The sequence below is a fragment of the Streptomyces sp. NPDC001848 genome, assembly GCF_042891915.1.
GTDB lineage: Bacteria > Actinomycetota > Actinomycetes > Streptomycetales > Streptomycetaceae > Streptomyces.
On sequence record NZ_JBIATP010000012.1, the window covers coordinates 1 to 23,995 of the forward strand.

Annotated in this window: 25 protein-coding genes; 12 read left to right on the forward strand and 13 right to left on the reverse strand. The window is 71.1% G+C overall.

The annotated features are described in order from the left end of the window. Nucleotides 1-231 precede the first annotated feature (231 nt). The gene (locus tag ACFYZJ_RS24320) at nt 232-936 is read right to left on the reverse strand and encodes a PH domain-containing protein (protein ID WP_388571249.1); all 705 of its coding nucleotides are present in this window, start codon (nt 934-936) and stop codon (nt 232-234) included. Between the two features lie 239 nt (nt 937-1,175). Here ACFYZJ_RS24320 and deoC point away from each other — a divergent pair, with 239 nt between their 5' ends. Genes deoC through ACFYZJ_RS24335 form a run of 3 tightly spaced genes read left to right on the forward strand, consistent with a single transcriptional unit; the run spans nt 1,176 to nt 4,472 of the window. Continuing rightward, nucleotides 1,176-2,135: a deoxyribose-phosphate aldolase gene (deoC, locus tag ACFYZJ_RS24325; RefSeq protein WP_388571661.1), complete on the forward strand. Its 960-nt coding sequence runs from the start codon at nt 1,176-1,178 to the stop codon at nt 2,133-2,135. Nucleotides 2,136-2,140: 5 nt separating this feature from the next. Beyond that, nucleotides 2,141-3,577 (forward strand): aldehyde dehydrogenase family protein, encoded by a 1,437-nt coding sequence (locus tag ACFYZJ_RS24330; RefSeq protein ID WP_388571251.1) that lies wholly within the window; start codon nt 2,141-2,143, stop codon nt 3,575-3,577. Next, a complete protein-coding gene (locus ACFYZJ_RS24335; RefSeq protein WP_388571252.1) occupies nt 3,570-4,472 on the forward strand; it encodes an aldehyde dehydrogenase family protein in 903 nt (300 codons plus the stop codon). Before ACFYZJ_RS24330 ends, ACFYZJ_RS24335 begins: the two co-directional genes overlap by 8 nt. Nucleotides 4,473-4,605: 133 nt before the next feature. Here ACFYZJ_RS24335 and ACFYZJ_RS24340 read toward each other — a convergent pair whose 3' ends face one another. Next, complete coding sequence (locus ACFYZJ_RS24340; protein ID WP_388571254.1) at nt 4,606-5,031, reverse strand: hypothetical protein; 426 nt, start codon at nt 5,029-5,031, stop codon at nt 4,606-4,608. 63 nt (nt 5,032-5,094) lie between these two features. Between ACFYZJ_RS24340 and ACFYZJ_RS24345 the strand changes: the two genes are divergently transcribed. Continuing rightward, on the forward strand, nt 5,095-5,793 hold the full coding sequence (locus ACFYZJ_RS24345; protein WP_388571256.1) for a uridine kinase: 699 nt from the start codon (nt 5,095-5,097) through the stop codon (nt 5,791-5,793). A gap of 180 nt (nt 5,794-5,973) precedes the next feature. On the opposite strand, the gene ACFYZJ_RS24350 is transcribed toward ACFYZJ_RS24345, so the two are convergent. Beyond that, nucleotides 5,974-6,747, reverse strand: coding sequence for a SigE family RNA polymerase sigma factor (locus tag ACFYZJ_RS24350; RefSeq protein WP_388571258.1), 774 nt, complete (start codon nt 6,745-6,747; stop codon nt 5,974-5,976). Between the two features lie 263 nt (nt 6,748-7,010). Between ACFYZJ_RS24350 and afsQ1 the strand changes: the two genes are divergently transcribed. From afsQ1 to ACFYZJ_RS24375, 5 genes are all read left to right on the forward strand, one after another. Further along, nucleotides 7,011-7,688, forward strand: coding sequence for a two-component system response regulator AfsQ1 (gene afsQ1 / locus ACFYZJ_RS24355; RefSeq protein WP_103837555.1), 678 nt, complete (start codon nt 7,011-7,013; stop codon nt 7,686-7,688). Continuing rightward, entirely contained in the window at nt 7,685-9,250 is a 1,566-nt protein-coding gene (locus ACFYZJ_RS24360) for an ATP-binding protein (protein WP_388571260.1), read from the forward strand. The genes afsQ1 and ACFYZJ_RS24360 overlap by 4 nt, the downstream gene beginning before the upstream one ends. Before the next feature lie 167 nt (nt 9,251-9,417). Continuing rightward, nucleotides 9,418-10,050 carry a hypothetical protein gene (locus tag ACFYZJ_RS24365; RefSeq protein WP_388571663.1) on the forward strand — a complete coding sequence of 211 codons (633 nt, stop codon included), beginning with the start codon at nt 9,418-9,420 and terminating at the stop codon, nt 10,048-10,050. Between the two features lie 79 nt (nt 10,051-10,129). Continuing rightward, complete coding sequence (locus tag ACFYZJ_RS24370; RefSeq protein ID WP_388571262.1) at nt 10,130-10,681, forward strand: VanZ family protein; 552 nt, start codon at nt 10,130-10,132, stop codon at nt 10,679-10,681. A 129-nt stretch (nt 10,682-10,810) separates the two neighbouring features. Continuing rightward, on the forward strand, nt 10,811-11,017 hold the full coding sequence (locus ACFYZJ_RS24375; RefSeq protein ID WP_388571264.1) for a PspC domain-containing protein: 207 nt from the start codon (nt 10,811-10,813) through the stop codon (nt 11,015-11,017). Between the two features lie 72 nt (nt 11,018-11,089). Here ACFYZJ_RS24375 and ACFYZJ_RS24380 read toward each other — a convergent pair whose 3' ends face one another. Together ACFYZJ_RS24380 and ACFYZJ_RS24385 are read right to left on the reverse strand one after the other, a co-directional pair. Continuing rightward, a complete protein-coding gene (locus tag ACFYZJ_RS24380) occupies nt 11,090-11,440 on the reverse strand; it encodes an ATP-binding protein (protein ID WP_388571266.1) in 351 nt (116 codons plus the stop codon). Nucleotides 11,441-11,571: 131 nt separating this feature from the next. Beyond that, nucleotides 11,572-12,726: an adenosine deaminase gene (locus ACFYZJ_RS24385; protein WP_388571268.1), complete on the reverse strand. Its 1,155-nt coding sequence runs from the start codon at nt 12,724-12,726 to the stop codon at nt 11,572-11,574. A gap of 113 nt (nt 12,727-12,839) precedes the next feature. Here ACFYZJ_RS24385 and ACFYZJ_RS24390 point away from each other — a divergent pair, with 113 nt between their 5' ends. Next, nucleotides 12,840-13,601 (forward strand): alpha/beta hydrolase, encoded by a 762-nt coding sequence (locus ACFYZJ_RS24390; RefSeq protein ID WP_388571270.1) that lies wholly within the window; start codon nt 12,840-12,842, stop codon nt 13,599-13,601. 22 nt (nt 13,602-13,623) lie between these two features. Here the strand turns inward: ACFYZJ_RS24390 and ACFYZJ_RS24395 are convergent, their stop codons facing one another. Then, nucleotides 13,624-14,586, reverse strand: a complete 963-nt coding sequence (locus ACFYZJ_RS24395; RefSeq protein ID WP_388571272.1) for a LysR family transcriptional regulator — start codon at nt 14,584-14,586, stop codon at nt 13,624-13,626. A 63-nt stretch (nt 14,587-14,649) separates the two neighbouring features. Here ACFYZJ_RS24395 and ACFYZJ_RS24400 point away from each other — a divergent pair, with 63 nt between their 5' ends. Continuing rightward, entirely contained in the window at nt 14,650-15,930 is a 1,281-nt protein-coding gene (locus ACFYZJ_RS24400) for an MFS transporter (RefSeq protein WP_388571274.1), read from the forward strand. A gap of 163 nt (nt 15,931-16,093) precedes the next feature. After that, the gene (locus ACFYZJ_RS24405) at nt 16,094-17,101 is read left to right on the forward strand and encodes a sigma-70 family RNA polymerase sigma factor (RefSeq protein WP_388571275.1); all 1,008 of its coding nucleotides are present in this window, start codon (nt 16,094-16,096) and stop codon (nt 17,099-17,101) included. Here the strand turns inward: ACFYZJ_RS24405 and ACFYZJ_RS24410 are convergent. From ACFYZJ_RS24410 to ACFYZJ_RS24440, 7 genes are all read right to left on the reverse strand, one after another. Continuing rightward, nucleotides 16,994-17,380 carry an STAS domain-containing protein gene (locus ACFYZJ_RS24410; RefSeq protein ID WP_388571277.1) on the reverse strand — a complete coding sequence of 129 codons (387 nt, stop codon included), beginning with the start codon at nt 17,378-17,380 and terminating at the stop codon, nt 16,994-16,996. The two genes, ACFYZJ_RS24405 and ACFYZJ_RS24410, sit on opposite strands and share 108 nt — an antisense overlap. 18 nt (nt 17,381-17,398) lie before the next feature. Then, nucleotides 17,399-17,989 (reverse strand): Uma2 family endonuclease, encoded by a 591-nt coding sequence (locus tag ACFYZJ_RS24415; RefSeq protein WP_388571278.1) that lies wholly within the window; start codon nt 17,987-17,989, stop codon nt 17,399-17,401. Nucleotides 17,990-18,085: 96 nt separating this feature from the next. Then, on the reverse strand, nt 18,086-19,369 hold the full coding sequence (locus tag ACFYZJ_RS24420) for a thymidine phosphorylase (protein ID WP_388571280.1): 1,284 nt from the start codon (nt 19,367-19,369) through the stop codon (nt 18,086-18,088). 92 nt (nt 19,370-19,461) lie between these two features. After that, nucleotides 19,462-19,863, reverse strand: coding sequence for a cytidine deaminase (locus ACFYZJ_RS24425; protein WP_388571282.1), 402 nt, complete (start codon nt 19,861-19,863; stop codon nt 19,462-19,464). After that, nucleotides 19,860-21,122, reverse strand: a complete 1,263-nt coding sequence (locus tag ACFYZJ_RS24430; protein ID WP_388571284.1) for an ABC transporter permease — start codon at nt 21,120-21,122, stop codon at nt 19,860-19,862. Before ACFYZJ_RS24430 ends, ACFYZJ_RS24425 begins: the two co-directional genes overlap by 4 nt. After that, a complete protein-coding gene (locus ACFYZJ_RS24435) occupies nt 21,119-22,252 on the reverse strand; it encodes an ABC transporter permease (protein ID WP_388571286.1) in 1,134 nt (377 codons plus the stop codon). Before ACFYZJ_RS24435 ends, ACFYZJ_RS24430 begins: the two co-directional genes overlap by 4 nt. After that, on the reverse strand, nt 22,249-23,958 hold the full coding sequence (locus tag ACFYZJ_RS24440) for an ABC transporter ATP-binding protein (protein ID WP_388571288.1): 1,710 nt from the start codon (nt 23,956-23,958) through the stop codon (nt 22,249-22,251). Before ACFYZJ_RS24440 ends, ACFYZJ_RS24435 begins: the two co-directional genes overlap by 4 nt. Nucleotides 23,959-23,995: the final 37 nt, after the last annotated feature.

Sequence of the window (23,995 nt, forward strand, 5' to 3'; positions counted from 1 at the left end):
CGCCCTTGACTCGGCCCGCGGAAGCACGACCCTGGCAAAGAAGCGGGCGGCCCCACGGCCACATCAGCACCACGCGTCCACCCAAACCACCCCCCGAGCCACCCAAACCACCCCCGAGCCACCCAAGCCCCCCCGAGCCACCCAAACCACCCCCGGCCGGCCCGGCACACTCCCCCAGCCCTCACAGCCCCCCAGACAACGCCGGACGCCACCGCCGCCGTCCGGTCAGCCTCAACCCACCGCCAGGAGAATCGCGAGCAGCACCGCTCCGGCGACCGTCGGTCCCGCGATCTCGTAGGCCCAGCGGACCGTCACCTCGCCCTGGGCCGTCTCCTTGTGCTCCCGAGTCTCGTGCAGCTCGCGCAGGTCAGCCATGATCTGGTCGGTAGCGGCGCGGACGGGTACGGTCGGCCCGGCGGCCCCCGCCGGACCGGCGCCCTGCCCACCGAGGCCGGAGGAAAGAGGCCGCGGCGGCCGGTCCGTGGTGCGCTCACCGGGTCCCGTCCCGGTGGCCCGCGCCTGCTGCCGTGCCGCCCTCTTGCGTGCCCGCATCGACACGGGTACCGCCCACAACTGGTACTTGGTGCCGGACTTGGCGATGACCTCGTTGGAGTAGCCGGACCGCAGCGCCGCGACCTGGCCCCAGGGCAGGACGATCACGCGGAAGGGGTTGCGGATGCGCAGCCGCTCGTCGTTGGCGTACACGGCCGGCCGCAGGGTGAAGGCGACCACCGGCGGCACGATGAGGATCATCGCGGCGAGCGCCAGCCATGGGGTGCGGCCGTGGCCGGTGAACAGCGCGTCGAAGCCGAGCCACGCGACGATGGCGAGCAGCAGGACACCGCCCGCGATGCCTCCGGACGACCGGTGGACCCGGTCCCTGAACTCGGGGGCCGGCGGCTGCGGCGCTGGTGACTCGTGCTCGGGCGTCGTCATGGTCCCGATTCTGCACGACGGGCCCGGCTTGGTCGTGGGCGGTCTCGCCGGTCCGTCCCCGCCGACCGTCTCGCGGGAGTGTCCCCGCCGACCGTCCCGCAGGATCCTTCCCGCCGACCGTCCCGCACGATCCTCCCGCCGACCGTCCCGCCGGACCGTCACGGCAAAGCTCGCTCCGTGGCGATGCCCACGCGGGGGTGTACAGCTGCTACGCGCGTAGATATGCTCGGCTGGTGACCATGCCCACCACTGCACCCCGCGCAAAAGCTCTCGCCGACGTCACCGCGTCCGACAGCGCGCTGCGCCGCTTCCTCCACGGGCTGCCCGGCGTCGACGCGGTCGGCCTCGAGGCGCGCGCCGCCTCGCTCGGCACCCGTTCCATCAAGACCACCGCGAAGGCGTACGCCATCGACCTCGCCATCTCGATGGTCGACCTGACGACGCTGGAAGGCGCGGACACCCCGGGCAAGGTCCGGGCGCTCGGCGCCAAGGCGGTGCACCCCGACCCGACGGACCGTACGACACCCTCCACGGCCGCGGTCTGCGTCTACCCCGACATGGTGGCCGTCGCCAAGGAGGCCGTCGCGGGCTCCGGCGTGAAGGTCGCCTCGGTCGCCACCGCCTTCCCGGCGGGCCGCGCCGCGCTCGAGGTGAAGCTCGCCGACGTCCGTGAGGCCGTCGCCGCCGGCGCCGACGAGATCGACATGGTCATCGACCGGGGGGCGTTCCTCGCGGGCCGGTACCTGAAGGTGTACGAGGAGATCGTCGCCGTGAAGGAGGCCTGCGGGACGTCCGCCCGTCTGAAGGTCATCTTCGAGACCGGCGAGCTGTCGACGTACGACAACATCCGCCGCGCGAGCTGGCTCGGCATGCTGGCCGGCGCCGACTTCATCAAGACCTCGACGGGCAAGGTCGCCGTCAACGCCACGCCCGCCAACACCCTCCTCATGCTGGAGGCGGTGCGCGACTTCCGCGCCCAGACCGGCGTCCAGGTCGGCGTGAAGCCGGCCGGCGGCATCCGTACCAGCAAGGACGCGATCAAGTTCCTCGTCCTGGTCAACGAGACCGTCGGCGAGGACTGGCTGGACAACCACTGGTTCCGCTTCGGCGCCTCCTCGCTGCTGAACGATCTGCTGATGCAGCGTCAGAAGCTGGCCACCGGCCGCTACTCCGGCCCCGACTACGTGACGGTGGACTGATCACCATGGCATCCGCATTCGAGTACGCACCGGCGCCCGAGTCCCGCTCGATCGTCGACATCGCCCCCACCTACGGCCTGTTCGTCGACGGAGAGTTCACCGAGGCGGCCGACGGCAAGGTCTTCAAGACGATCTCGCCGAGCACGGAAGAGGTGCTGTCCGAGGTCGCCCAGGCCGGCGAGGCCGACGTCGACCGAGCGGTGAAGGCCGCCCGCAAGGCGTTCGAGAAGTGGTCGGCGCTGCCCGGCTCCGAGCGCGCCAAGTACCTGTTCCGCATCGCCCGCATCATCCAGGAGCGCAGCCGCGAGCTGGCCGTCCTGGAGACGCTGGACAACGGCAAGCCCATCAAGGAGACCCGGGACGCCGACCTCCCCTTGGTCGCCGCGCACTTCTTCTACTACGCGGGCTGGGCCGACAAGCTCGACCACGCCGGTTTCGGCCCGAACCCCAAGCCTCTGGGCGTCGCCGGCCAGGTCATCCCCTGGAACTTCCCCCTGCTGATGCTGGCGTGGAAGATCGCCCCGGCGCTCGCCACCGGCAACACGGTCGTCCTGAAGCCGGCGGAGACGACCCCCCTCTCGGCGCTGTTCTTCGCGGACATCTGCCGCCAGGCGGGTCTCCCCAAGGGTGTCGTCAACATCCTTCCGGGCTACGGCGACACAGGGGCCGCCCTCGTCGCGCACCCGGACGTGAACAAGGTCGCCTTCACCGGCTCCACGGCGGTCGGCAAGGAGATCGCCCGGACCGTGGCGGGCACCCGCAAGAAGCTGACCCTCGAACTGGGCGGCAAGGGCGCGAACATCGTCTTCGACGACGCGCCGATCGACCAGGCCGTCGAGGGCATCGTGGGCGGCATCTTCTTCAACCAGGGCCAGGTCTGCTGCGCGGGCTCCCGCCTGCTGGTCCAGGAGTCGATCCACGACGAGCTCCTCGACTCCCTCAAGCGCCGCCTGTCCACGCTCCGCCTGGGCGATCCCCTGGACAAGAACACCGACATCGGCGCGATCAACTCCGCCGAGCAGCTGGCCCGGATCACCGCGCTCGCCGAGCAGGGCGAGGCGGAGGGCGCCGAGCGCTGGTCTCCGGCCTGCGACATCCCGGAGAGCGGCTACTGGTTCGCCCCGACGCTCTTCACGAACGTCACCCAGGCGCACACCATCGCCCGCGACGAGATCTTCGGCCCGGTGCTCTCCGTCCTCACCTTCCGCACCCCGGACGAGGCCGTCGCCAAGGCCAACAACACCCCCTACGGCCTGTCCGCCGGCATCTGGACGGAGAAGGGGTCCAGGATCCTGGCCGTCGCGAACAAGCTGCGCGCCGGTGTCGTCTGGTCCAACACGTTCAACAAGTTCGACCCCACCTCGCCGTTCGGCGGCTACAAGGAGTCGGGCTTCGGCCGCGAGGGCGGCCGCCACGGCCTGGAGGCGTACCTCGATGTCTGACAAGTCCGAAACGATTGAACGGCTTTCCGTCTTCAAGACCTACAAGCTGTACGTCGGCGGGAAGTTCCCGCGTTCCGAGAGCGGCCGGGTGTACGAGGTGACGGACTCGAAGAGCAAGTGGCTGGCGAACGCGCCGCTCTCCTCCCGCAAGGACGCTCGTGACGCGGTGGTCGCCGCCCGCAAGGCGTTCGGGGCCTGGTCGGGTGCGACGGCGTACAACCGCGGCCAGATCCTCTACCGCATCGCCGAGATGCTGGAGGGCCGCAAGGAGCAGTTCGTCCGGGAGGTCGCGGACGCCGAGGGGCTGTCCAAGTCGAAGGCTGCGGCGGTCGTGGACGCGGCGATCGACCGCTGGGTCTGGTACGCGGGCTGGACCGACAAGATCGCCCAGGTGGTGGGCGGCGGCAACCCGGTCGCGGGCCCGTTCTTCAACCTCTCCAGCCCCGAGCCGACGGGCGTGGTGGCCGTCCTCGCGCCCCAGGAGTCGTCCTTCCTCGGGCTGGTCTCCGTGGTGGCTCCGGTGATCGCGACCGGCAACACAGCGGTGGTCGTGGCGTCCGAGAAGGCCCCGCTCCCGGCCCTGTCCCTCGGCGAGGTCCTGGCCACCTCCGACCTGCCGGGCGGGGTGGTCAACGTCCTGTCCGGCCGTACGGCGGAGATCGCCGCGCCGCTGGCCGCGCACCAGGACGTCAACGCGATCGACCTGGCCGGCGCGGACGACGTCCTGGCGAAGGAGCTGGAGATCGCGGCGGCGGACAACCTGAAGCGCGTTCTGCGTCCACAGCCTGTGGATTACTTCGAGACGCCCGGCATCGAGCGCATGACCGCTTTCCTGGAAACGAAGACGGTCTGGCACCCGACGGGGTCGCTGGGCGCGTCCGGTTCGTCGTACTGACGCCGTCCCGGCGGGCCGCCGCCGACTGCCCCTCGCGGGCCGAAGACAAGCCCGTCACAGGCCGGAGAGCCGCGCCTTCCCCTCGTCCGGGGAAGGCGTGGCTCTCCGTATGCTGCCGCCGGTCGGGAAGCGGTCAGCGCAGCGCCCCGACCACCTGGCCGACCACCGGCACACTGCCGAGCGACTCCGCCTCGGCCACCGGCCGGGTCAGGGACCGGGACGACAGCGGCTTGAAGTCGGCGAGTTGGGTGGCGACACCGTTGTCGAGCGGGTCGACTCCCGTGCCCGCGAGCGGGTTGGGCTTCAGGCCCGCGAGCGGCCGGGCCGCGTACCGCACGGGCCCGGTGACGTACCCCACGGTCCCCGTCAGCGCCGAAACCCCCGCCTGCGGGTCGACCTTGCCCAGCGACGTGGGCCGGGTCCGCATCACGTCGGCCGGCGGGGCGCTGTCCGCCGCCGACGCCGAGGCGGCGCCCGCCCCCAGGGCGACGCCCGCGGTCGCGAGAGCGACGAACGCGCGCTGGGCGGTGGGGGACTTGGGGGACGCGTGTCGTGCCATGGCTGCTGCCACCTTCTTGCTGCGAAACGTGAGGATGTCGCCACGCAGCGTAGTTGAGGTGTGATGTGCGCTCCAAACGTCGACCCGCGGGGCCCGCAGGGTGAACGGAATGCGTCACACTGGTGTCTCGTGAGTCCTCATCCCCCGGCCCGCGCCCGCGTCGTGCTGCTGTGCGGCCCCTCCGGCTCCGGCAAGTCCCTCGTCGCCACCCGCTCCGGCCTGCCCGTGCTGCGGCTCGACGACTTCTACAAGGAGGGTGACGACCCCACCCTGCCACTGGTGGAGGGCAGCTCGGACATCGACTGGGACCATCCGCAGTCGTGGGACGCGGATGTCGCGGTCGCGGCCATCGCCGAACTGTGTGTCACAGGCCGTACGACGGTGCCGGTGTACGACATCGCCCTGAGTGCGCGTACGGGCGAGGAGACGCTGGACATCGACCGTGCGCCGGCGTTCGTCGCGGAGGGCGTCTTCGCCGCCGAGATCATAGAGCGCTGCCGGGAGCTCGGGGTGATGGCGGACGCGCTGTGCCTGACCCGTGGGCCCCTCACCACGTTCCGCCGCCGCTTCCTGCGCGACCTGAGGGAAGGTCGCAAGTCGGTGCCGTTCCTGCTGCGCCGCGGCTGGCGGCTGATGCGCGCCGAGCGGTCGATCGTTGCCCGGCAGACGGCGCTCGGCGCGTACGCCTGCGACCGGGAGGAGGCACTGGACCGGTTGGCCGCGGCGGCGGGACCGCGGGCGTCGGTGGGTACGGCGGCGTAGCCAGTAGGGCGCGTACAACAGGCGCGTACAACAAGAGCGGGACTGGATGGACCCCCCGGCCCTCCAGTCCCGCTCTCTTGTGCTCCCCCGTGATCCCCCGTTTTCCCCTTGTCCCCCGTGCTTCCCTCCCCGGTACCGCTCCCCCGTTTCCCCCGGTACTCCCCCGTGTCCCCCCGTCCTTCAGGCGACGAGCTCGCCGAAGGACTCCTCCTGGTCACGGCCGAAGCTGAGGACCTCGTCCTCGCGCAGCCGGCGGAGCGACCGCCAGATGCTGGACTTCACCGTGCCCACACTGATGTCGAGGATCTCCGCGATCTCCGGGTCCGTGCGGCCCTCGTAGTAGCGCAGGACCAGCATGGTGCGCTGGAGTTCCGGCAGCCGGGCGAGCGCCTGCCACAGGACGGCGCGCAGCTCCGTACCGCGCATCGCGTCCGTGTCACCGGGCGTCTCCGGCAGCTCCTCGGTCGGGTATTCGTTCAGTTTTCGGCGGCGCCACGCGCTGATGTGCAGGTTGGTCATCGTGCGCCGCAGGTAGCCCCCGACGGCGGCCTTGTCGCTGATCCGGTCCCACGCCCGGTAGGTCGAGAACAGCGCGCTCTGCAGCAGGTCCTCGGCCTCGAAACGGTCACCGGTCAGGTGGTAGGCGGTGGCGTACAGGGAGGCGCGGCGCTCCTCGACGTAGGCGGTGAACTCCGCCTCCGTCGCCGAACGACGCTCCCCCGAGTCCTCCCCGTACGCGGCTCCCCCGTGCGTTTCCCCCGTGTGAGCGTCGACCACCGTCATGAACGCGGTGTGCTGACGCCCGGTGCCGCGAGCGCAGCCCCGTCCTCCCCCACGCTCGAACACGCTCGCGCGGGAGGGACCGCCATCTGCACCGGACTTCTCGGAACCGCGGGTCACGTCGTGCAGACGCGTGACCACTGCACTGGTGCTTGTGCCCTGCAGCGTGTTCATCTCGCGCCCCCCGTCGTGGAGTCCCGGTCGTCGGCTCGTTTCCTTGCCTGTGCCGAAAAGCTTGCCCGGGGCAGTTCATGGCCGTGTCCGTCGACTGTCACAGAGCTGTCACAGGGGTCGTCCGCAGCCGTGTCACAGCCCGCTCACACAGAGGAGCGGTACGGCTGCGCAGGCGTTGCGGGCAGTGGCGTCCTGCCGTGCGGGAGGGGCCGGAGCAGCCCGACAGTCGAAAGACGGCCACGGCATGGGCCAGAATGACCCCCGTGCCTTCCCTGTTGCTGATCGAGGACGACGACGCCATCCGAACGGCCCTGGAGCTCTCTCTGACGCGCCAGGGACACCGTGTGGCCACCGCTGCCACCGGCGAGGACGGTCTGAAGCTGCTGCGCGAGCAGCGGCCGGACCTGATCGTGCTGGACGTGATGCTGCCCGGCATCGACGGGTTCGAGGTGTGCCGTCGCATCCGGCGCACCGACCAGCTGCCGATCATCCTGCTGACCGCGCGCAGTGACGACATCGACGTCGTGGTCGGGCTGGAGTCCGGCGCCGACGACTACGTCGTCAAGCCCGTGCAGGGGCGGGTGCTGGACGCCCGGATCCGGGCCGTGCTGCGCCGCGGGGAGCGCGAGGCCAGCGACTCGGCTGCCTTCGGCAACCTCGTCATCGACCGGGCCGCGATGACCGTCACCAAGAACGGCCAGGACCTGCAGCTGACCCCGACCGAGCTGCGGCTGCTCCTGGAGCTGAGCCGGCGGCCCGGGCAGGCGCTGTCCCGGCAGCAGTTGCTGCGGCTGGTGTGGGAGCACGACTACCTGGGCGACTCCCGGCTGGTCGACGCGTGTGTGCAGCGGCTGCGGGCCAAGGTGGAGGACGTGCCGTCCTCACCCACGCTCATTCGTACGGTCCGTGGTGTCGGTTACCGGCTGGACGCCCCTCAGTGACCGATTCGCCAGGGGGAATCCGCGGCTGGGCCGCGGCTCGCCGGACCGTACTGTCCCGTCTGCGCTTCACGAGTCTGCGTCTGCGCCTGGTCGTGGTGTTCGGGCTGGTCGCGCTGACCGCCGCCGTGTCGGCGTCCGGCATCGCGTACTGGCTGAACCGTGAGGCCGTGCTCACCCGCACCCAGGACGCGGTGCTGCGCGACTTCCAGCAGGAGATGCAGAACCACGCGAGTTCGCTTCCGCTGCATCCGACGCAGGACGAGCTGCAGCACACCGCCGGGCAGATGGCGAACAGCAGTCAGCGTTTCAGCGTGCTGCTGGTCGCGCGGGACGAGCGCGGGAAGACGATCGTCGGCAACTCCGACCTGGACTCCTTCACGCTCGACGACGTGCCGAGGTCGCTGCGGAAGGCCGTCGACAAGCAGCAGAAGGTGTCGTCCACCAACAGGTACGCCCACCACCTGTACTGGCAGCGGATCGTGGAGGGCGGCAAGCCGTACCTGGTGGGCGGTGCCCAGGTGATCGGCGGGGGGACGACCGGCTACATGCTCAAGTCCCTGGAGCCGGAGGCCAAGGACCTGGACTCGCTCGCCTGGTCGCTCGGTATCGCCACCGGTCTCGCGCTGATCGGCTCGGCGCTGCTCGCGCAGGCCGCCGCCACCACCGTGCTGAAGCCGGTGCACCGCCTCGGCGTCGCGGCCCGGCGCCTGGGCGAGGGCAAGCTGGACACCCGGCTGCGGGTGTCCGGCACGGACGAGCTGGCCGAGCTGTCACGGACGTTCAACCGCGCCGCCGAGTCCCTGGAGAAGACGGTCGCGGACATGAGCGCCCGGGAGGAGGCCTCTCGCCGCTTCGTCGCCGACATGTCCCACGAGCTGCGGACGCCGCTCACGGCGATCACGGCGGTCACGGAGGTGCTGGAGGAGGAGCTGGACGCGGAGACCGGCAGCGTGGACCCGATGATCGAGCCGGCCGTCCGGCTGGTGGTCAGCGAGACGCGGCGGCTGGGCGACCTCGTCGAGAACCTGATGGAGGTCACTCGCTTCGACGCGGGCACGGCCCGGCTGGTCCTGGACGACGTGGACATCGCCGACCAGATCACCGCGTGCATCGACGCCCGCGCCTGGCTGGACGCCGTCGAGCTCGATGCCGAGCGCGGCATCATGGCCCGCCTGGACCCGCGCCGCCTCGATGTGATCCTGGCGAACCTGATCGGCAACGCGCTCAAGCACGGCGGTTCGCCGGTACGGGTGTCGGTGCGTGAGGAGGGCGAGGAGTTGGTCATCCGGGTGCGGGACCACGGTCCCGGCATCCCCGAGGACGTCCTGCCGCACGTCTTCGACCGCTTCTACAAGGCGAGCGCCTCGCGCCCGCGTTCCGAGGGCAGCGGTCTCGGTCTGTCCATCGCGCAGGAGAACGCGCACATCCACGGCGGCAGCATCAGCGCCGCCAACTCCCCGGAGGGCGGGGCGGTGTTCACGCTGCGCCTGCCGCGCGACGCGTCGCCGTTGGTCGAGCAGGAGACGCGGAACGGGAACGGCACCGAGGAGAAGGCGCGATGAGGGCACGGGGCGGACGCCTGACGGCGATATGGGGCGGGCGCCCGGTGCTGCCGCGGCGCGGGCGCCGCGTGGCCGTACGGCGGGGACGCCCGGCGGCGTCGGACGGCGAGCGCGCCGGGGGTTCACGGGGCCCCCACGCGGCGGTGCTCCGGGGCGAACGGCCGGCGGTGGGCGGCACACGCCCGGTTGCCGGGCGCCGTGCACGCCCCTGGCTCGCCGTGCCGTTGCTCGCCGCGCTGCTGGCGGGGTGCGGGATCCGGGCCACCCAGGTGCCGACGGACTTCGGACCGGCGCCGTCCCGGATGCCGTGCGCGCTGTCCGGTGCGGACCTGGCCACGCAGGCGGCCCGGGGTGTTCCCGTCCAGGTCTTCCTGCTGTGCGCCTCGCAGCTGGTGACTGTGGACCGTTCCGTGCGCATCCCGGACGGAACGGCCGAGCGGCAGCGCCGGGTGCTGGTGGCGCAGGGGCTGCTCGACCAGCTCGCCACGACGCCGTCGCCCGCGGAGAAGCAGACCGGCTACACGACGGACGTGGCCGGCGGCATCACGGTGAGCGGCCCGCGTGGCAGGGACCCGGAGGACACGTTCCGGCTCAGCAGCCGGCTGCAGGACCTCACCTCCTCCGCGCTCGCGCAGATCGTCTGCACGTTCGCCGACTCGGAGGCGACCGCCGCCGACGACGGGACGGTCGTCCTCGGCGGACCGGACGACCGGCCGCTGCGCCGCTACCGGTGCACGCCTTCGGTGCGCTCGCACCCGGGGGCGGTGGCGCCGCCGTCGACCGAGGTCACCGGCGAGTGATCGGTGGGGGACGCCCCTGAGGTGAGCGAGCCTGTCACAAGGGGGAACCGATCGTGCCGGGTCCGGCGTCTAGGGGGGCGTGCAGCGTCAAGGCTCAATCGGCGGCAGCGCCGCGATCCGCGTCCGTGTGGCAGGGGGTGTCCTCCTCGTCGCACACCTCGCGCTCGTCGCCTGGATCACGCTGCGCCCGCTGGACGTTCCCTGGGTGAGGCCCGCCAACCTGCATCCGCTCGCCGGCATCAGAGCCGATCTGGCGCTGGGCTGGCCGGAGGCCGCCCGCCGCATCGGCAAGGGGCTCGCGCTGCTCGCACCTCTGGGGGTGCTGCTGCCCGTGGTGGGCGGACGGCTCGCCGTCTCCCCGCTCGCCTCGCTGGCGCGTACGGTCGCCGCGGGCACCCTGATCTCTCTGGGCATCGAGCTGCTGCAGACGGGGGTGCCCGGACAGGTCGTGGACATCGACGCGCTCCTGCTCAACACGGTCGGGGTGGCGCTGGCGCACGTCCTGGTCGTGCCCGTGGCACGGTTCCGGCTGCGTCGGCGGGTGGAGTCCCAGGGGCGGGACGCCCATCCCTGGGAGGAGCCCGCTCAGGGTCGGACCCCGACGATTCCCAGGGTGGGAATAGCTCCGTAGAGTGACGCTTCGTCCGCTTCGCCCCCGTAGCGTGGAACACGTCGAAAGCGCCGAGGAGTTCGGCGTCGGCCCCCGGGCTTCCGGCAGCCGCCGGAGCGGGGTTCCACCACGGTTCGCGAAGGAGCCACCATGACCGCCCTGGCCCGCCCCACCCACGGACGGATGATCGGCGGAGTGTGCGCAGCGCTGGCACGGCGCTTCGGCACCTCCGCGACCACGATGCGCGTGATCTTCCTGCTGTCCTGCCTGCTCCCGGGCCCGCAGTTCCTGCTGTACATAGCCCTGTGGATCCTGTTCCCCTCGGAGGAGAAGGCGGCGGCCGGCACGGCCTGGTGACCCTGGGGGTCGCAGGCACGCCGATGGGCGCCCCGAGGGGGGCGCCCATCGTGGTCGTGGGGGCGGCTTCGCTCAGCCCAGCGGGACGCCGTTCACCGGCAGGCCGTGCGTGGGCAGCCCCTGCACCGGCAGCCCGCCGAGCAGCCCGGTGACGGGCGCGACGGGGCCGTTGCGCAGGGCCTTCTCGGCGGCGGGCTGGGCGGCGGCCACCACGGTGCCGAGCGCGTTCTGCCCCTGGCCGAGCGCCTGGTCCGCGCCGGGCAGCGTCTTGGCGACGTTGCCCGTCGGCAGCGCCTGGGTGACGGAGTCCAGTGCGGCGGCGTCCGGCACGGCGGGGGCCGCGCTCGCGACACCCGCGCCCGCGGCGGCGAAGGCGGCGCCGAGGGCGGCGACACCGAGGGTCCTGGCAGCAGACTGCTTCATGTTGAACGCGTCCTTGGGTCCGATGGCGGAGATCTGAGCGGTCCAAAACCGTAAACACGCGCCGACGGACTCCGCAAACATACGAATACGGCCGGACGATGATCGCCCGGCCGTCTCGAAAAAGCCCTCCGTCACCCTTCCGGCGTGCCGGAACCCCTGGTGGAGGCGGTCTGCTGGAACAGCCATTCGGACTTCAACTCGGCGTATCCCGGCTTGATGACGTCATTGATCATCGCCAGTCGTTCATCGAAAGGAATGAATGCTGACTTCATAGCATTGACGGAGAACCACTGAAGGTCGTCGAGCGTGTAACCGAATGCCTCGACCAGGTGGTCGAATTCCCGGCTCATGCTCGTCCCCGACATCAGACGGTTGTCCGTGTTCACCGTGGCACGGAAGTGCAGCCGCCGCAGCAGGCCGATGGGGTGGTCGGTGTACGAGTCGGCGGCGCCGGTCTGGAGGTTGGAGCTCGGGCACAGTTCCAGCGGGATGCGCTTGTCGCGGACGTAGGAGGCGAGGCGCCCGAGCTTGACCGTGCCGTCCTGAAGGACCTGGATGTCGTCGATGATGCGCACGCCGTGCCCGAGCCGGTCGGCGCCGCACCACTGCAGGGCCTGCCAGATGGACGGCAGCCCGAAGGCCTCCCCGGCGTGGATGGTGAAGTGGTTGTTCTCCCGCTTGAGGTACTCGAAGGCGTCGAGGTGCCGGGTGGGCGGGTAACCCGCCTCGGCTCCGGCGATGTCGAAGCCGACGACGCCCAGGTCCCGGTACCGGTTGGCGAGTTCGGCGATCTCCAGGGCGCGGGCGGCGTGCCGCATGGCGGTGAGCAGGGCGCCGACACGGATGCGGTGGCCGGCCGCCTTCGCCCGCCGCTCGCCCAGCCGGAAGCCCTCGTTGACCGCCTCGACGACCTCCTCCAGGCTGAGCCCGCCCTCCAGGTGCTGCTCGGGCGCGTACCGCACCTCGGCGTAGACGACCCCGTCCTCGGCGAGGTCCTCGGCACACTCGGCGGCCACGCGCACCAGCGCCTCGCGGGTCTGCATCACGCCGACGGTGTGGGAGAAGGTCTCCAGGTACCGCTCCAGGGAACCGGAGTCGGCGGCCTCGCGGAACCAGACGCCGAGCTTGTCGGGGTCGGTCTCGGGGAGGTGGGAGTACCCGGTCTCGCGGGCGAGGTCGACGATGGTGCCGGGGCGCAGACCGCCGTCGAGGTGGTCGTGGAGCAGGACCTTGGGAGCCCGGCGGATCTGGTCCCAGCTCGGGGTGTTCTGGTGCTGGCTCGTCATTGCCGCACCATACGTCCTACGCGCGTAGAGCGCGGGGTGCGGCGAAGCGTCGATACCCAAAGGTGATCCACCGGCCAGGTTTCGTACACCGTCGCTTCTGACACTGTTCTGTCATGGCACATCAAGCGACGCCGGTTCGCAGGGCCCGGCTGGGGAGGGCGCTCGGCCCGGAACCGACGGCGGTGAGCGGCGCGGTTCTGCTGCTCCCCGGTGGTGACGAGGTGTCCTCCCGAAGACCGCTCCCTGTGATGGCCACCGCCTCGGTCCGCGGGCTCGGCCGCCGGCTGACCCGGGCCGGGCACGGCGAGGGCCTGGTCACGCATGTGGTGCACTACCGCTACCGCGGCTGGAACGGCAGCGAGGCACATCTGGCCCAGGACGCCGACTGGGCGGCCGAGGAGGTCGTCCGCCGCTACGGTGACGTGCCGGTCTGTCTGGTCGGCGTGGGCATGGGCGGCCGGGCGGCGCTGCACGCGGCCGGGCACACGGCCGTCAACTCGGTCGTGGCGCTGGCCCCTTGGCTGCCCGAGGAGGACGTCGCGGCGCCACCCGAACCGGTGAAGCAGCTCGCCGGACGCCGGGTGCTGATCGTGCACGGCACGAACGACGAACGCACGGACCCGGAGCTGTCGTTCCGCCTGGCGGCGCGGGCCAAGAAGACCAACCGGGACATCTGCCGTTTCGAAGTCCACTCCGACGGCCATGGGTTGCACCAGTACCGCTCGGAAGTCCACGCACTGGCCGAGGACTTCGTGATGGGGACCCTGTTCGGACGGGCGTTCTCCCGCCCGGTCCAGGACGCGCTGGCGGCTCCGCCGCCGCTGGGGTTGCGGATGCCGTTGGCCGCCGGCTTCGGGCGGTCGTTGCGACGGTAGCGCCGGTGGGGGCGGGGCGCGGTCAGTCGGGCAGAAGCCGCCCCCTCCTCGACAGCAGGAACTTCTTGAAGGCCGCCACCGGTGGCGTGTCCACGTGCCCCGCGAGCCACGCCACGCCGATCTCCCGCACCGCCCGCGGCGCGGTGACCGTGAGCTCCACGACCCCGGGCCGCGGCACGGCCGGCGGTGGCAGCAGAGCCACCCCCAGTCCCGCCGTGACCAGGCCGCGCAGTGTCTCCGCCTCCTCGCCCTCGAAGGCGATCCGCGGCTTGAACCCCGCCTCGCGGCACAGGTCGTCGGTGATGCGCCGCATCCCGTATCCGGGCTCCAGGGTCACGAACGTCTCGTCGGCCGCTTCCGCGAGCCGCACGCGCCGTCGGCCGGCGAGCCGGTGGTCGGCGGGCACCACCAGCCGCAACTTCTGCTCGTCGAGCCGCCGGGCGACCAGATCGGGCGCGTCCGGCACCGGAGAGGTCAGGCACAGGTCCAGCTCCCCCGCCCGCAGCCGCTCCAGCATCGCCTCGCCGTAGTTCTGGACGAGGCTGAAGCGGACGCGCGGATGGTCGGCGCGGAACGCGTGGATCAGCCCGGGCACGGTCTCGGCGCCCATCGTGTGCAGAAAGCCGAAGGCGACCTTGCCGGCGGCCGGGTCGGCGTCCGCGCGCACCTCCTCCGCCGCCCGTTCGATCTCCGCGAGGGCCCGCTCGACGGAGGCGAGGAACGTGCGCCCCGCCGGGGTGAGGGCGACCGTGCGGCCGCGCCGGGCGAACAGCTGCACTCCCAGGTCCTCTTCGAGCCGGACCAGGGCGCGGGACAGGGTGGACTGCGGGACCTGCATCTCCTGCGCGGCGCGCGTCACGTGCTCGGTGCGGGCGACGCCGGCGAAGTACGCAAGGCGCGGCGCGAGCAGCGTGACGATGTCTTCTGTGTCACTTGTGTCACTGAACGATGACAGGCGAGCGGCTGACCTCTGCTGATGCACCATGGGAACGATTATGGCGTTTCTGTGCATTGGACGGATCAACGGTGGTGTCCGTACGTTCGAGGCATGCCTGCTGCCGATACCGGGGCGTCCACCACCGTGGGCGCCGATGCCGTCACCGTCCCCGCCCAAGACTCCCGGATGACCCCGGGTGGCCCCGGCTACCGCCGGATGAGCCTCGCGCTCTTCCTGGCCGGCGTGGCCACCTTCGCACTCCTCTACTCCACGCAGGCCCTCCTGCCGCTCGTCTCCCGTGACTTCGCAGTGAGCGCGAGCGCGGCGAGCTGGACGGTGTCCGGCGCGACCGGCGCGCTGGCGCTGTTCGTGCTCCCCATGAGCGCCCTGTCGGAACGCTTCGGACGGCGCACGCTGATGACGGCGTCGCTGGCCGTGGCGGTGACCGTCGGACTGCTCGTCCCCTTCGCTCCGTCGCTCGGCTGGCTGATCGTGCTGCGGGCGGTGCAGGGCGCGGCGCTGGCCGGGCTGCCCGCGTCGGCGCAGGCGTATCTGGCGGAGGAGGTCCGGCCCAAGGCCCTGGTCACGGCGATCGGTCTGTTCGTGGCCGGGAACAGCGTCGGCGGGATGAGCGGCCGGATCATCACCGGCTGGGTCGCGCAGGAGTGGGGCTGGCGGGTGGCCGTGGGCACGGTCGGGGTGATCGCGGTCGCCTGCGCGGTGGCGTTCCGTCTGCTGTTGCCGGCGCCGAAGCACTTCACGGCGGGCTCGTTGCGCCCGCGCGTGCTGGCCCGCACGGTCCGCGACCACCTCGCCAACCCGCTGCTGCGCCGGCTGTACGCGATCGGCGCGCTGTTCATGATGGTGTTCGGCGGCGTGTACACGGTGATCGGCTACCGCCTGACGGAGGCGCCGTTCGGGCTGCCGCAGGGCATCATCGGCTCGATCTTCCTGGTGTACCTGGTGGGCACGGTGTCGGCGTCGACGGCGGGCCGGCTGGTGGGCCGACTGGGCCGTCGCGGGGCGCTGTACCTGGCGGGCGGCACGACCACGGCGGGCCTGCTGCTCTCCCTGGCCCCCACGCTGCCGCTGGTCCTGCTGGGCCTGGTCCTGATCACGGCGGGGTTCTTCGCGGGCCACGCGGTGGCGTCGTCGGCGGTCAGTCACACGGCGAAGGAGGGCCGCGCGCAGGCGTCCGCCCTCTACCAGTCGGCGTACTACATCGGGTCCAGCACGGGCAGCACGCTGGGCGCGGTCGCCTTCCACGCCGGGGGCTGGGCCGGAACGGTGGGGATGGGCGTGCTGGCGGTCGCGGGCGTCGTGGTGATCACCCTGTTCGGGTCGCGGGCGGCTCGGGTCGCCGCGCGCCGGGAGCCGGTGCCCGCGCACTGAGCCCGGTCCCGAGGCCGGCGCCCGCCCGCTGAGCCCCACCCGGAAGCCGTCCTGACCTGGTTGTTCACCCGCTCCGGGGGCCATTGTCAGTGGGCTGCTGTAGCTTCCGAAGTGCTGGGGCGCGAAGGTGCGCCACAGGAACGGCCGCAGGGGTGGGTGGACCATGAGCGACGGTACGGCGATGGTGGAGGACCTCGACGTCCGGCTGGAGAAGCACCGGGTCGAGCTGACGGGGTACTGCTACCGCATGCTCGGCTCGTCCTTCGAGGCCGAGGACGCGGTGCAGGACACGATGGTCCGCGCCTGGCGGAGCTACGAGAAGTTCGAGGGCCGCTCCTCCTTGCGTTCGTGGCTGTACCGGATCGCGACGAACGTCTGCCTGGACATGCTGAACGCGGGCCACAAGCGGGCCCGCCCGATGGACCTGACCGAGGCCACGCCGCTGGAGCGGGCCGCCCTGTCCCCGCGCCCGGACCACACCTGGCTGGAGCCGATGCCCGACGCTCGCGTCCTGCCGGCGACCGGGGACCCGGCGGAGGCGGCCGTGGCCAAGGAATCCGTCCGCCTGGCCTTGATGGCGGCCCTGCAGCAGTTGCCGCCCAAGCAGCGGGCGGTGCTCATCCTGCGGGAGGTGCTGGCCTGGAAGGCGAGCGAGGTCGCCGAGCTGCTGGACACCTCGGTCGCGTCGGTCAACAGCGCGTTGCAGCGGGCGCGCGCGACGCTCTCGGAGAAGAGTGGCGAGGGGTCCGAAGCGGCCGTCTCCGATCCCCTCGACGAGGAGCAGAAGAAGCTTCTGGAGCGCTATGTGGCCGCCTTCGAGGGGTACGACATGGCGGCGCTGACGGCTCTGCTGCACGAGGACGCGGTGATGACGATGCCGCCGTTCGACCTGTGGCTGCGCGGCACCTCGGACATCACCGGTTTCATGACCACGCTCGGCGCCGCCTGCGCGGGCTCGCGGCTGGTGCCGGTCGCGGCGAACGGCCTGCCGGGGTTCGCCCAGTACAAGCCGGACCCGGACAAGGGCGGCTTCACGGCCTGGGCGGTGCAGGTGCTGGAGATGTCAGCGGGCCGGATCACCGGGTTCCACTGCTTCCTCGACACTCAGCGGTGGTTCCCGCTGTTCGGGCTGCCCCTCGAACTCGATCGGGAGGCCGACGAGGTCGAGTAGCGCGCGCAGGGCGGGCGCCGGGTCGCGCAGCCGGATGCGGCCCCCGGCCCGGCGGGCGGCGAGCTGGAGGCGGGCCAGTACGTCGACGGTGGCGAGCCGCACGGGTCTGAGGGCGCCGACGTCGCATACGACGACCCCGGTGCCCGTGGCCTTCAGCAGCGCCTGCACGTTGTCGCCGAGCTGCGCCACCTCGTCGGGGGCGACGGGGCCGGTCAGCACGAGTACGGGGGGTGTCTTGGCGTCCACGGAGGGTGGACCGGGCGGACGCCGGCAACTCATCGGCTGGCGGCGGTACCTCTAGCCGCCCGGAAACTCGCTGGTGTCGATGACGAGATCGAAGGGAGCCGGAAGCTTGATGGTCGCGCCGAACTTGGCGGTGCTCAGCGGGCGGTAAACGTCACCCTTCGGTTCTCCGTAGAGCGTGGCGGTGGGGCCTTCGGGAGCCCAGCGGTCGACGAGCAGGTAGAGCGGGATGCCTGCGGCGGCGTAGGCGGCAGGCTTGCTGATGCGGTCGTGCCGGGCGTTGGACTTGGAGGTGACCTCGACGACGAGTTCGGCGAGGGCCGCCGGGATGTGGGTGTCCGTGTCCGTGTCCGCGTCCTCGCGCCTCGGGGCCACGACGAGATCCGGGATGAGCATGTCCAGACGCGACGGCACGGCGATCGCCAAGGTCTGGAAGATCCCCCAGTCCTCGGGGATCACGGAGTAGAGGCGACGCTGGATTCGTTCCGCGATCAGGTTGTGACGGTACGCGGGAGCGGGTGACACGGTGATGATCCCCTCGATGATCTCCACCTTGCTGCCCTCAGGCCACTCCATCTCCTCCCAGAACCGGACGAGGTCGTCCCAGCTCTGCTCGGGGTCCTGGCTGACGGTGAGTGCGCTCATGGCGGTTCTCCCATCGGTGCGTCACCGAGTCCAGCATGCCGAACGGGACCGGCGTGGGTCCACCGATCCCGTTCACCCGAAAGGGAAAACACCTGGTCAGGCGATACGTTCCAGCACCACCGGCGACGCCGTGAAGTCCGCCCCGTGCGCCGCGATGTCGTAGGAACCCTCCACCGCCTCCACCGCGTACGCGAACCGCTCGGGGGTGTCCGTGTGCAGGGTCAGCAGCGGCTGGCCCTCCGTCACCGTGTCGCCCGGCTTGGCGTGCATCTCCACGCCCGCCGCCGCCTGCACCGGGTCCTCCTTGCGGGCACGGCCCGCGCCGAGGCGCCAGGCGGCGACGCCGATGCCGTAGGCGTCGAGGCGGGTCAGGACACCCGAGGACGGGGCCTTGATCACGTGCTGCTCCTTCGACGTGGGCAGCGGCGCGTCCGGGTCGCCGCCCTGGGCCGCGATCATGCGGCGCCAGACGTCCATCGCGGAGCCGTCGGCCAGCGCCCTCGCCGGGTCGGCGTCCTTCACGCCGGCCGCGTCCAGCATCTCGCGGGCCAGGGCGATCGTCAGCTCCACCACGTCAGCCGGGCCGCCACCCGCCAGGACCTCCACCGACTCGCGGACCTCCAGCGCGTTGCCCGCGGTCAGGCCCAGCGGGGTCGACATGTCGGTCAGCAGCGCGATCGTCTTCACGCCGTGGTCCGTGCCGAGGCCCACCATCGTCCGCGCCAGCTCGCGGGCGTCGTCCAGGGTCTTCATGAAGGCGCCCGAGCCGACCTTCACGTCCAGGACCAGCGAGCCCGTGCCCTCCGCGATCTTCTTCGACATGATGGAGGAGGCGATCAGCGGGATGGCCTCCACCGTGCCCGTCACGTCGCGCAGGGCGTAGAGCTTCTTGTCCGCGGGTGCCAGGCCGTCGCCCGCCGCGCAGATCACCGCGCCGACACCGTCCAGGACGGACAGCATCTCCTCGTTCGACAGCAGCGCGCGCCAGCCGGGAATCGACTCCAGTTTGTCCAGGGTGCCGCCGGTGTGGCCGAGGCCGCGGCCCGACAGCTGCGGGACCGCCGCGCCGCAGGCGGCGACCAGCGGGGCGAGCGGCAGCGTGATCTTGTCGCCGACGCCGCCCGTCGAGTGCTTGTCGGCCGTCGGGCGGGACAGCGACGAGAAGTCCATGCGCTCACCCGAGGCGATCATCGCCGCCGTCCAGCGGGCGATCTCGCGGCGGTTCATGCCGTTGAGCAGGATGGCCATCGCGAGCGCGGACATCTGCTCGTCGGCGACCTCGCCCCGCGTGTACGCGTCGATGACCCAGTCGATCTGCTCGTCGCTCAGCTCACCGCGGTCCCGCTTGGTGCGGATGACGGAGATGGCGTCCATGGCCATGGGTTCCTTCCGGAGGTTCGAAGGACCTTCAGGTCCGAAGGAGTACGGCCCCTCCGAGTCTCACAGGTCGACTCGGAGGGGCCGCACGGGAGTTACTTGGTGAGATGGTCCGGGCCGAAGGCCTGGGGCAGCATCTCGGACAGCGGCAGGATCCCCGCCGGGGTCTCCAGGAGCAGGTCCGGGCCGCCGAACTCGTACAGCAACTGACGGCAGCGACCGCACGGGACGAGGATCTCCCCCTCGCCGTCCACGCACGTGAAGTGCGTGAGCCGGCCGCCCCCGGTGTTCTGCAGCTGCGAGACGAGCCCGCACTCGGCGCACAGGCTGAGGCCGTAGGAGGCGTTCTCGACGTTGCAGCCGGTGACGACGCGCCCGTCGTCGACCAGGGCCGCCACGCCGACCGGGTAGCCCGAGTAGGGGGCGTAGGCGCGGGACATCGCCGCGCGCGCCTCCTGTCTGAGGGCCGCCCAGTCGAACGTCGCGGGAGCGGTCACTTGCCCTGTCCCTTCCGGTACGGCAGACCGTCCGCCTTCGGCATCCGCAGGCTCTGCGCGGACAGCGAGAGCACCAGCAGGGTGACGAGGTACGGGGTCGCGGTCACCAGCTGCGCCGGGACCTCGTTCGTACCGGCGTACCAGACGAACACCAGGGCCGCGACGACGGCCGTGATCAGCGCGGGGACGTACCTCTTCTTCCACACGAGGTACGCCGCGCCGAACACCACCAGGATGCCGAGCAGCAGGAGCAGGGCGTGCACGTTGGTGGTGCCGCCGCGCAGGTTCAGGCTGTCGGTGTAGCCGAACAGGCCCGCACCCAGGGCGAGGCCGCCCGGCATCCAGTTGCCGAAGATCATCGCGGCGAGACCGATGTAGCCGCGGCCGGCGGTCTGGCCGTCCAGGTAGACGTTGGAGGCCACGATCGACAGGAACGCGCCGCCCAGGCCCGCGAAGCCGCCGGAGATGATCACGGCGATGTACTTGTACTTGTAGACGTTGACGCCGAGGGACTCCGCCGCGACCGGGTTCTCACCGCAGGAGCGCAGCCGCAGACCGAAGGCCGTGCGCCACAGCACCCACCAGGTGACCGGCACGAGCGCCACCGCGATCACGGTGAGCGGCGACAGGTCGGTGACGAGCCCGCCGATCAGCCCCGCGATGTCGGAGACCAGGAACCAGTGCTTGCTGTTCAGGGTGTCCAGCCAGCTGGACAGGCCGGGGATGTCGAAGGTGCCGAGCGAGTCGATCGGCGGGGACTGCTTGGAGGAGCCCTGCGGGGCGTTCTCGAAGGTGAACTTCGACAGGTAGCGGGTGGTGCCGAGGGCCAGGATGTTGATCGCCACACCGGAGACGATGTGGTTCACGTTGAAGGTGATGGTGGCGATGGCGTGCAGGATCGCACCCAGGGCGCCACCGAGGATGCCGAAGACGACACCGGTCCACGGACCCCACTGGTAGCCGGCCCAGGCGCCGAACCAGGTGCCGAGGATCATCATGCCCTCGAGGCCGATGTTGACGACGCCGGCGCGCTCGGCCCACAGGCCGCCGAGGCCCGCCAGGCCGATCGGCACGGCGAGGCGCAGCGCGGTGGACATCTGTCCGGTCGACGTGATGCCGTCCGCGCCGGTGATCAGGCGGACGATCGAGGTCAGGACCAGGACGCCCGCGATGATCAGCAGGAGTGTGGGGAGCGAGATACGGCGGCTGCCCTTGCGGGGCTGCTGCGCCTTGGGCTTGGCGACGGTCGCGGTGGTCATCGGGCAGCCACCTCCTTCTGGTGCGAGTTGTTGTTGCCGACGGCCTCCGCGGCCAGCTCCGCGCCGACCCGCTTCTGCTGGCGGCGCAGGCCCCACTGGCGTACGGCCTCGTAGGAGATGACGACCGCGAAGACGATCAGGCCCTGCATGATCGTGGCGATCTCCTTCTCGTACGCGACCGGGGTCGCGTAGTCGAGGGCCGGGGACGCCTTGTCGAGGAAGGCGATCAGCAGCGCGGAGAAGGCGATGCCGACCGGGTTGTTGCGACCGAGCAGGGCGATGGTGATGCCGGTGAAGCCGAGGCCGGTAGGGAAGCTCAGGCTGTAGGTGTGGGCGTCGCCGAGCAGCAGCGGCAGGCCCGACAGGCCCGCGACCGCGCCGGAGATCAGCATCGCGGTGAGGACCATCCGCTTGGCGTCGACGCCGGAGGCCGCGGCGGCGGTCTCCGAGGCGCCGGTGGCGCGCAGGTCGAAGCCGAAGCGGGTGCGGTTGAGGACGAGCCAGTACAGGACGCCCGCGACGACGGCGAGGAAGACCAGGCCGTAGATCTCACCGACGTTGGCGCCCAGGTTGATGCCGGGGAACCAGCCGGACTTCTTCATGATGCCGGTCGTCATGTTGTTGCCGACCTGCACGCCCCACACGTTGGACAGGGTGAGGTAGCCGATGAGGCTGGTGGCGATCGCGTTGAGCATGATCGTCGCGACGACCTCGCTGACGCCCCTGGTGGTCTTCAGCACGCCCGCGATACCGGCCCAGAAGGCGCCGGTGAACATGGCGACCAGCATCAGCGCCGGGATCTGCAGGAAGGACGGCAGCGCGAGGTGCGCGCCGACCACCGCGGTCATCATCGCGGCGAGGCGGTACTGGCCGTCGACGCCGATGTTGAACAGGTTCATCCGGAAGCCGACGGCCACCGCGAGCGCCGCGAGGTAGTACATCGACGCCTGGTTGACGATCAGCACCTGGACGTCGGAGTAGCCCGCCTGCTGGAGCATCAGGGCGTACGGCTCGAACGGGTTCTTGCCGGAGGCGATCAGCACGATCGAGGTGAGCAGGATCGCCGAGACGAGTGCGATGACCGGGCCGGCCACCGCGAGGAGCACGCGCTCCTTGTCGAACTTCTTCATCGGGCGTCGTCCTCCGGACCGGCGGCTGCCTCGTCTGTGTCGGTCTCTACGTGTTCCAGGTGTCCGGACGCGGCACCCGTCATGGCCGAGCCCAGCTCCTCCGGAGTGATGGTGGCGGGGTCGGCGTCGGCGACGAGCCGGCCGTTGTAGATCACCCGCAGGGTGTCCGAGAGGCCGATCAGCTCGTCCAGGTCGGCGGAGATCAGCAGCACGGCCAGGCCCTCGCGGCGCGCCTCGCGGATCTGGTCCCAGATCTGCGCCTGCGCGCCGACGTCCACACCGCGGGTGGGGTGGGCGGCGATCAGGAACTTCGGCTTGTGGCTCATCTCGCGGCCGACGATCAGCTTCTGCTGGTTGCCGCCGGACAGGGAGGCCGCGGTGACGTCGATGCCGGGCGTGCGGACGTCGTACTGCTCGACGATCCGCCGGGTGTCCTCCTGGGCGCCCTTGGGGTCGAGCCAGAAGCCCTTGGCGTTGGGACGCTCGGTGACGTGGCCGAGGATGCGGTTCTCCCACAGCGGGGCCTCGAGGAGCAGGCCGTGGCGGTGGCGGTCCTCGGGGATGTAGCCGACGCCCCGCTCGCGGCGCTTGCGGGTGGCCCAGGCGGTGATGTCCTCGCCGAGGAAGGAGATGGTGCCGGAGTCGGCGTGCTTGAGGCCGATCAGCGCGTCGATGAGTTCGGTCTGGCCGTTGCCCTCGACGCCGGCGATGCCCATGACCTCGCCCGCGTGGATGGTGAAGGTGACGTCGTCGAGGACGCGCTTCACGTCACCGCCCGCGGCGAACTCGGTGAGCCCGCCGGCCGCGGGCACGGCCTCCACCCCGAGGGAGGCGCCGCCGGCCGCGTACACGGTGAGGCCCTTGACTTCGATGACGGGCTTGTCCGTCACGGTCGACTCGGCGGTCTCCGGGGTCGGCAGCTCGCTGCCGACCATCATCTCGGCGAGCTGGCGCGGGGTCGTCTCGGAGGGTACGGCGGTGCCGACCGTCGTACCCCGCCTTATGACGGTGATGTCGTCGGCGACCGACAGGACCTCGCCCAGTTTGTGGGAGATGAAGATGACGGACAGGCCCTCGGACTTCAGTTCGCGCAGGTTGTCGAAGAGCGCGTCGACCTCCTGCGGGACCAGCACGGCGGTCGGCTCGTCCAGGATCAGGGTGCGGGCACCGCGGTAGAGAACCTTCAGGATCTCCACGCGCTGGCGGTCGGCGACACCCAGGTCCTCGACCAGGACGTCGGGGCGTACGTTCAGCCCGTACCGGTCGGAGATCTCCTTGATCTTCTTACGGGCGCCGCCGCCGATGCCGTACAGCTTCTCGCTGCCGAGGACCACGTTCTCCAGGACCGTGAGGTTGTCGGCGAGCATGAAGTGCTGGTGGACCATGCCGATGCCGCGCCCGATGGCGTCGGCGGGGCTGGAGAAGCTCACCTGCTCGCCGTCGACGACGATGGTGCCCTCGTCCGGCTTCTGCATGCCGTAGAGGATCTTCATCAGGGTCGACTTGCCGGCGCCGTTCTCGCCGACGAGGGCGTGCACGGTGCCCTTGCGGACCGTGAGGTGGATGTCGTGGTTGGCGACGACACCCGGGAATCGCTTGGTGATCCCCGCCAGCTCGACCGCGGTCGTCGACTGTGCGGTGAGCGGAGGGCTGGTGGACGCGTCGATGGCGCACTCTCCTTGGAAAAGGGGCCGCTCTACGCGCATAGCGCCCCTGCCTTGAATTTGCCCGGACCTGATCGGG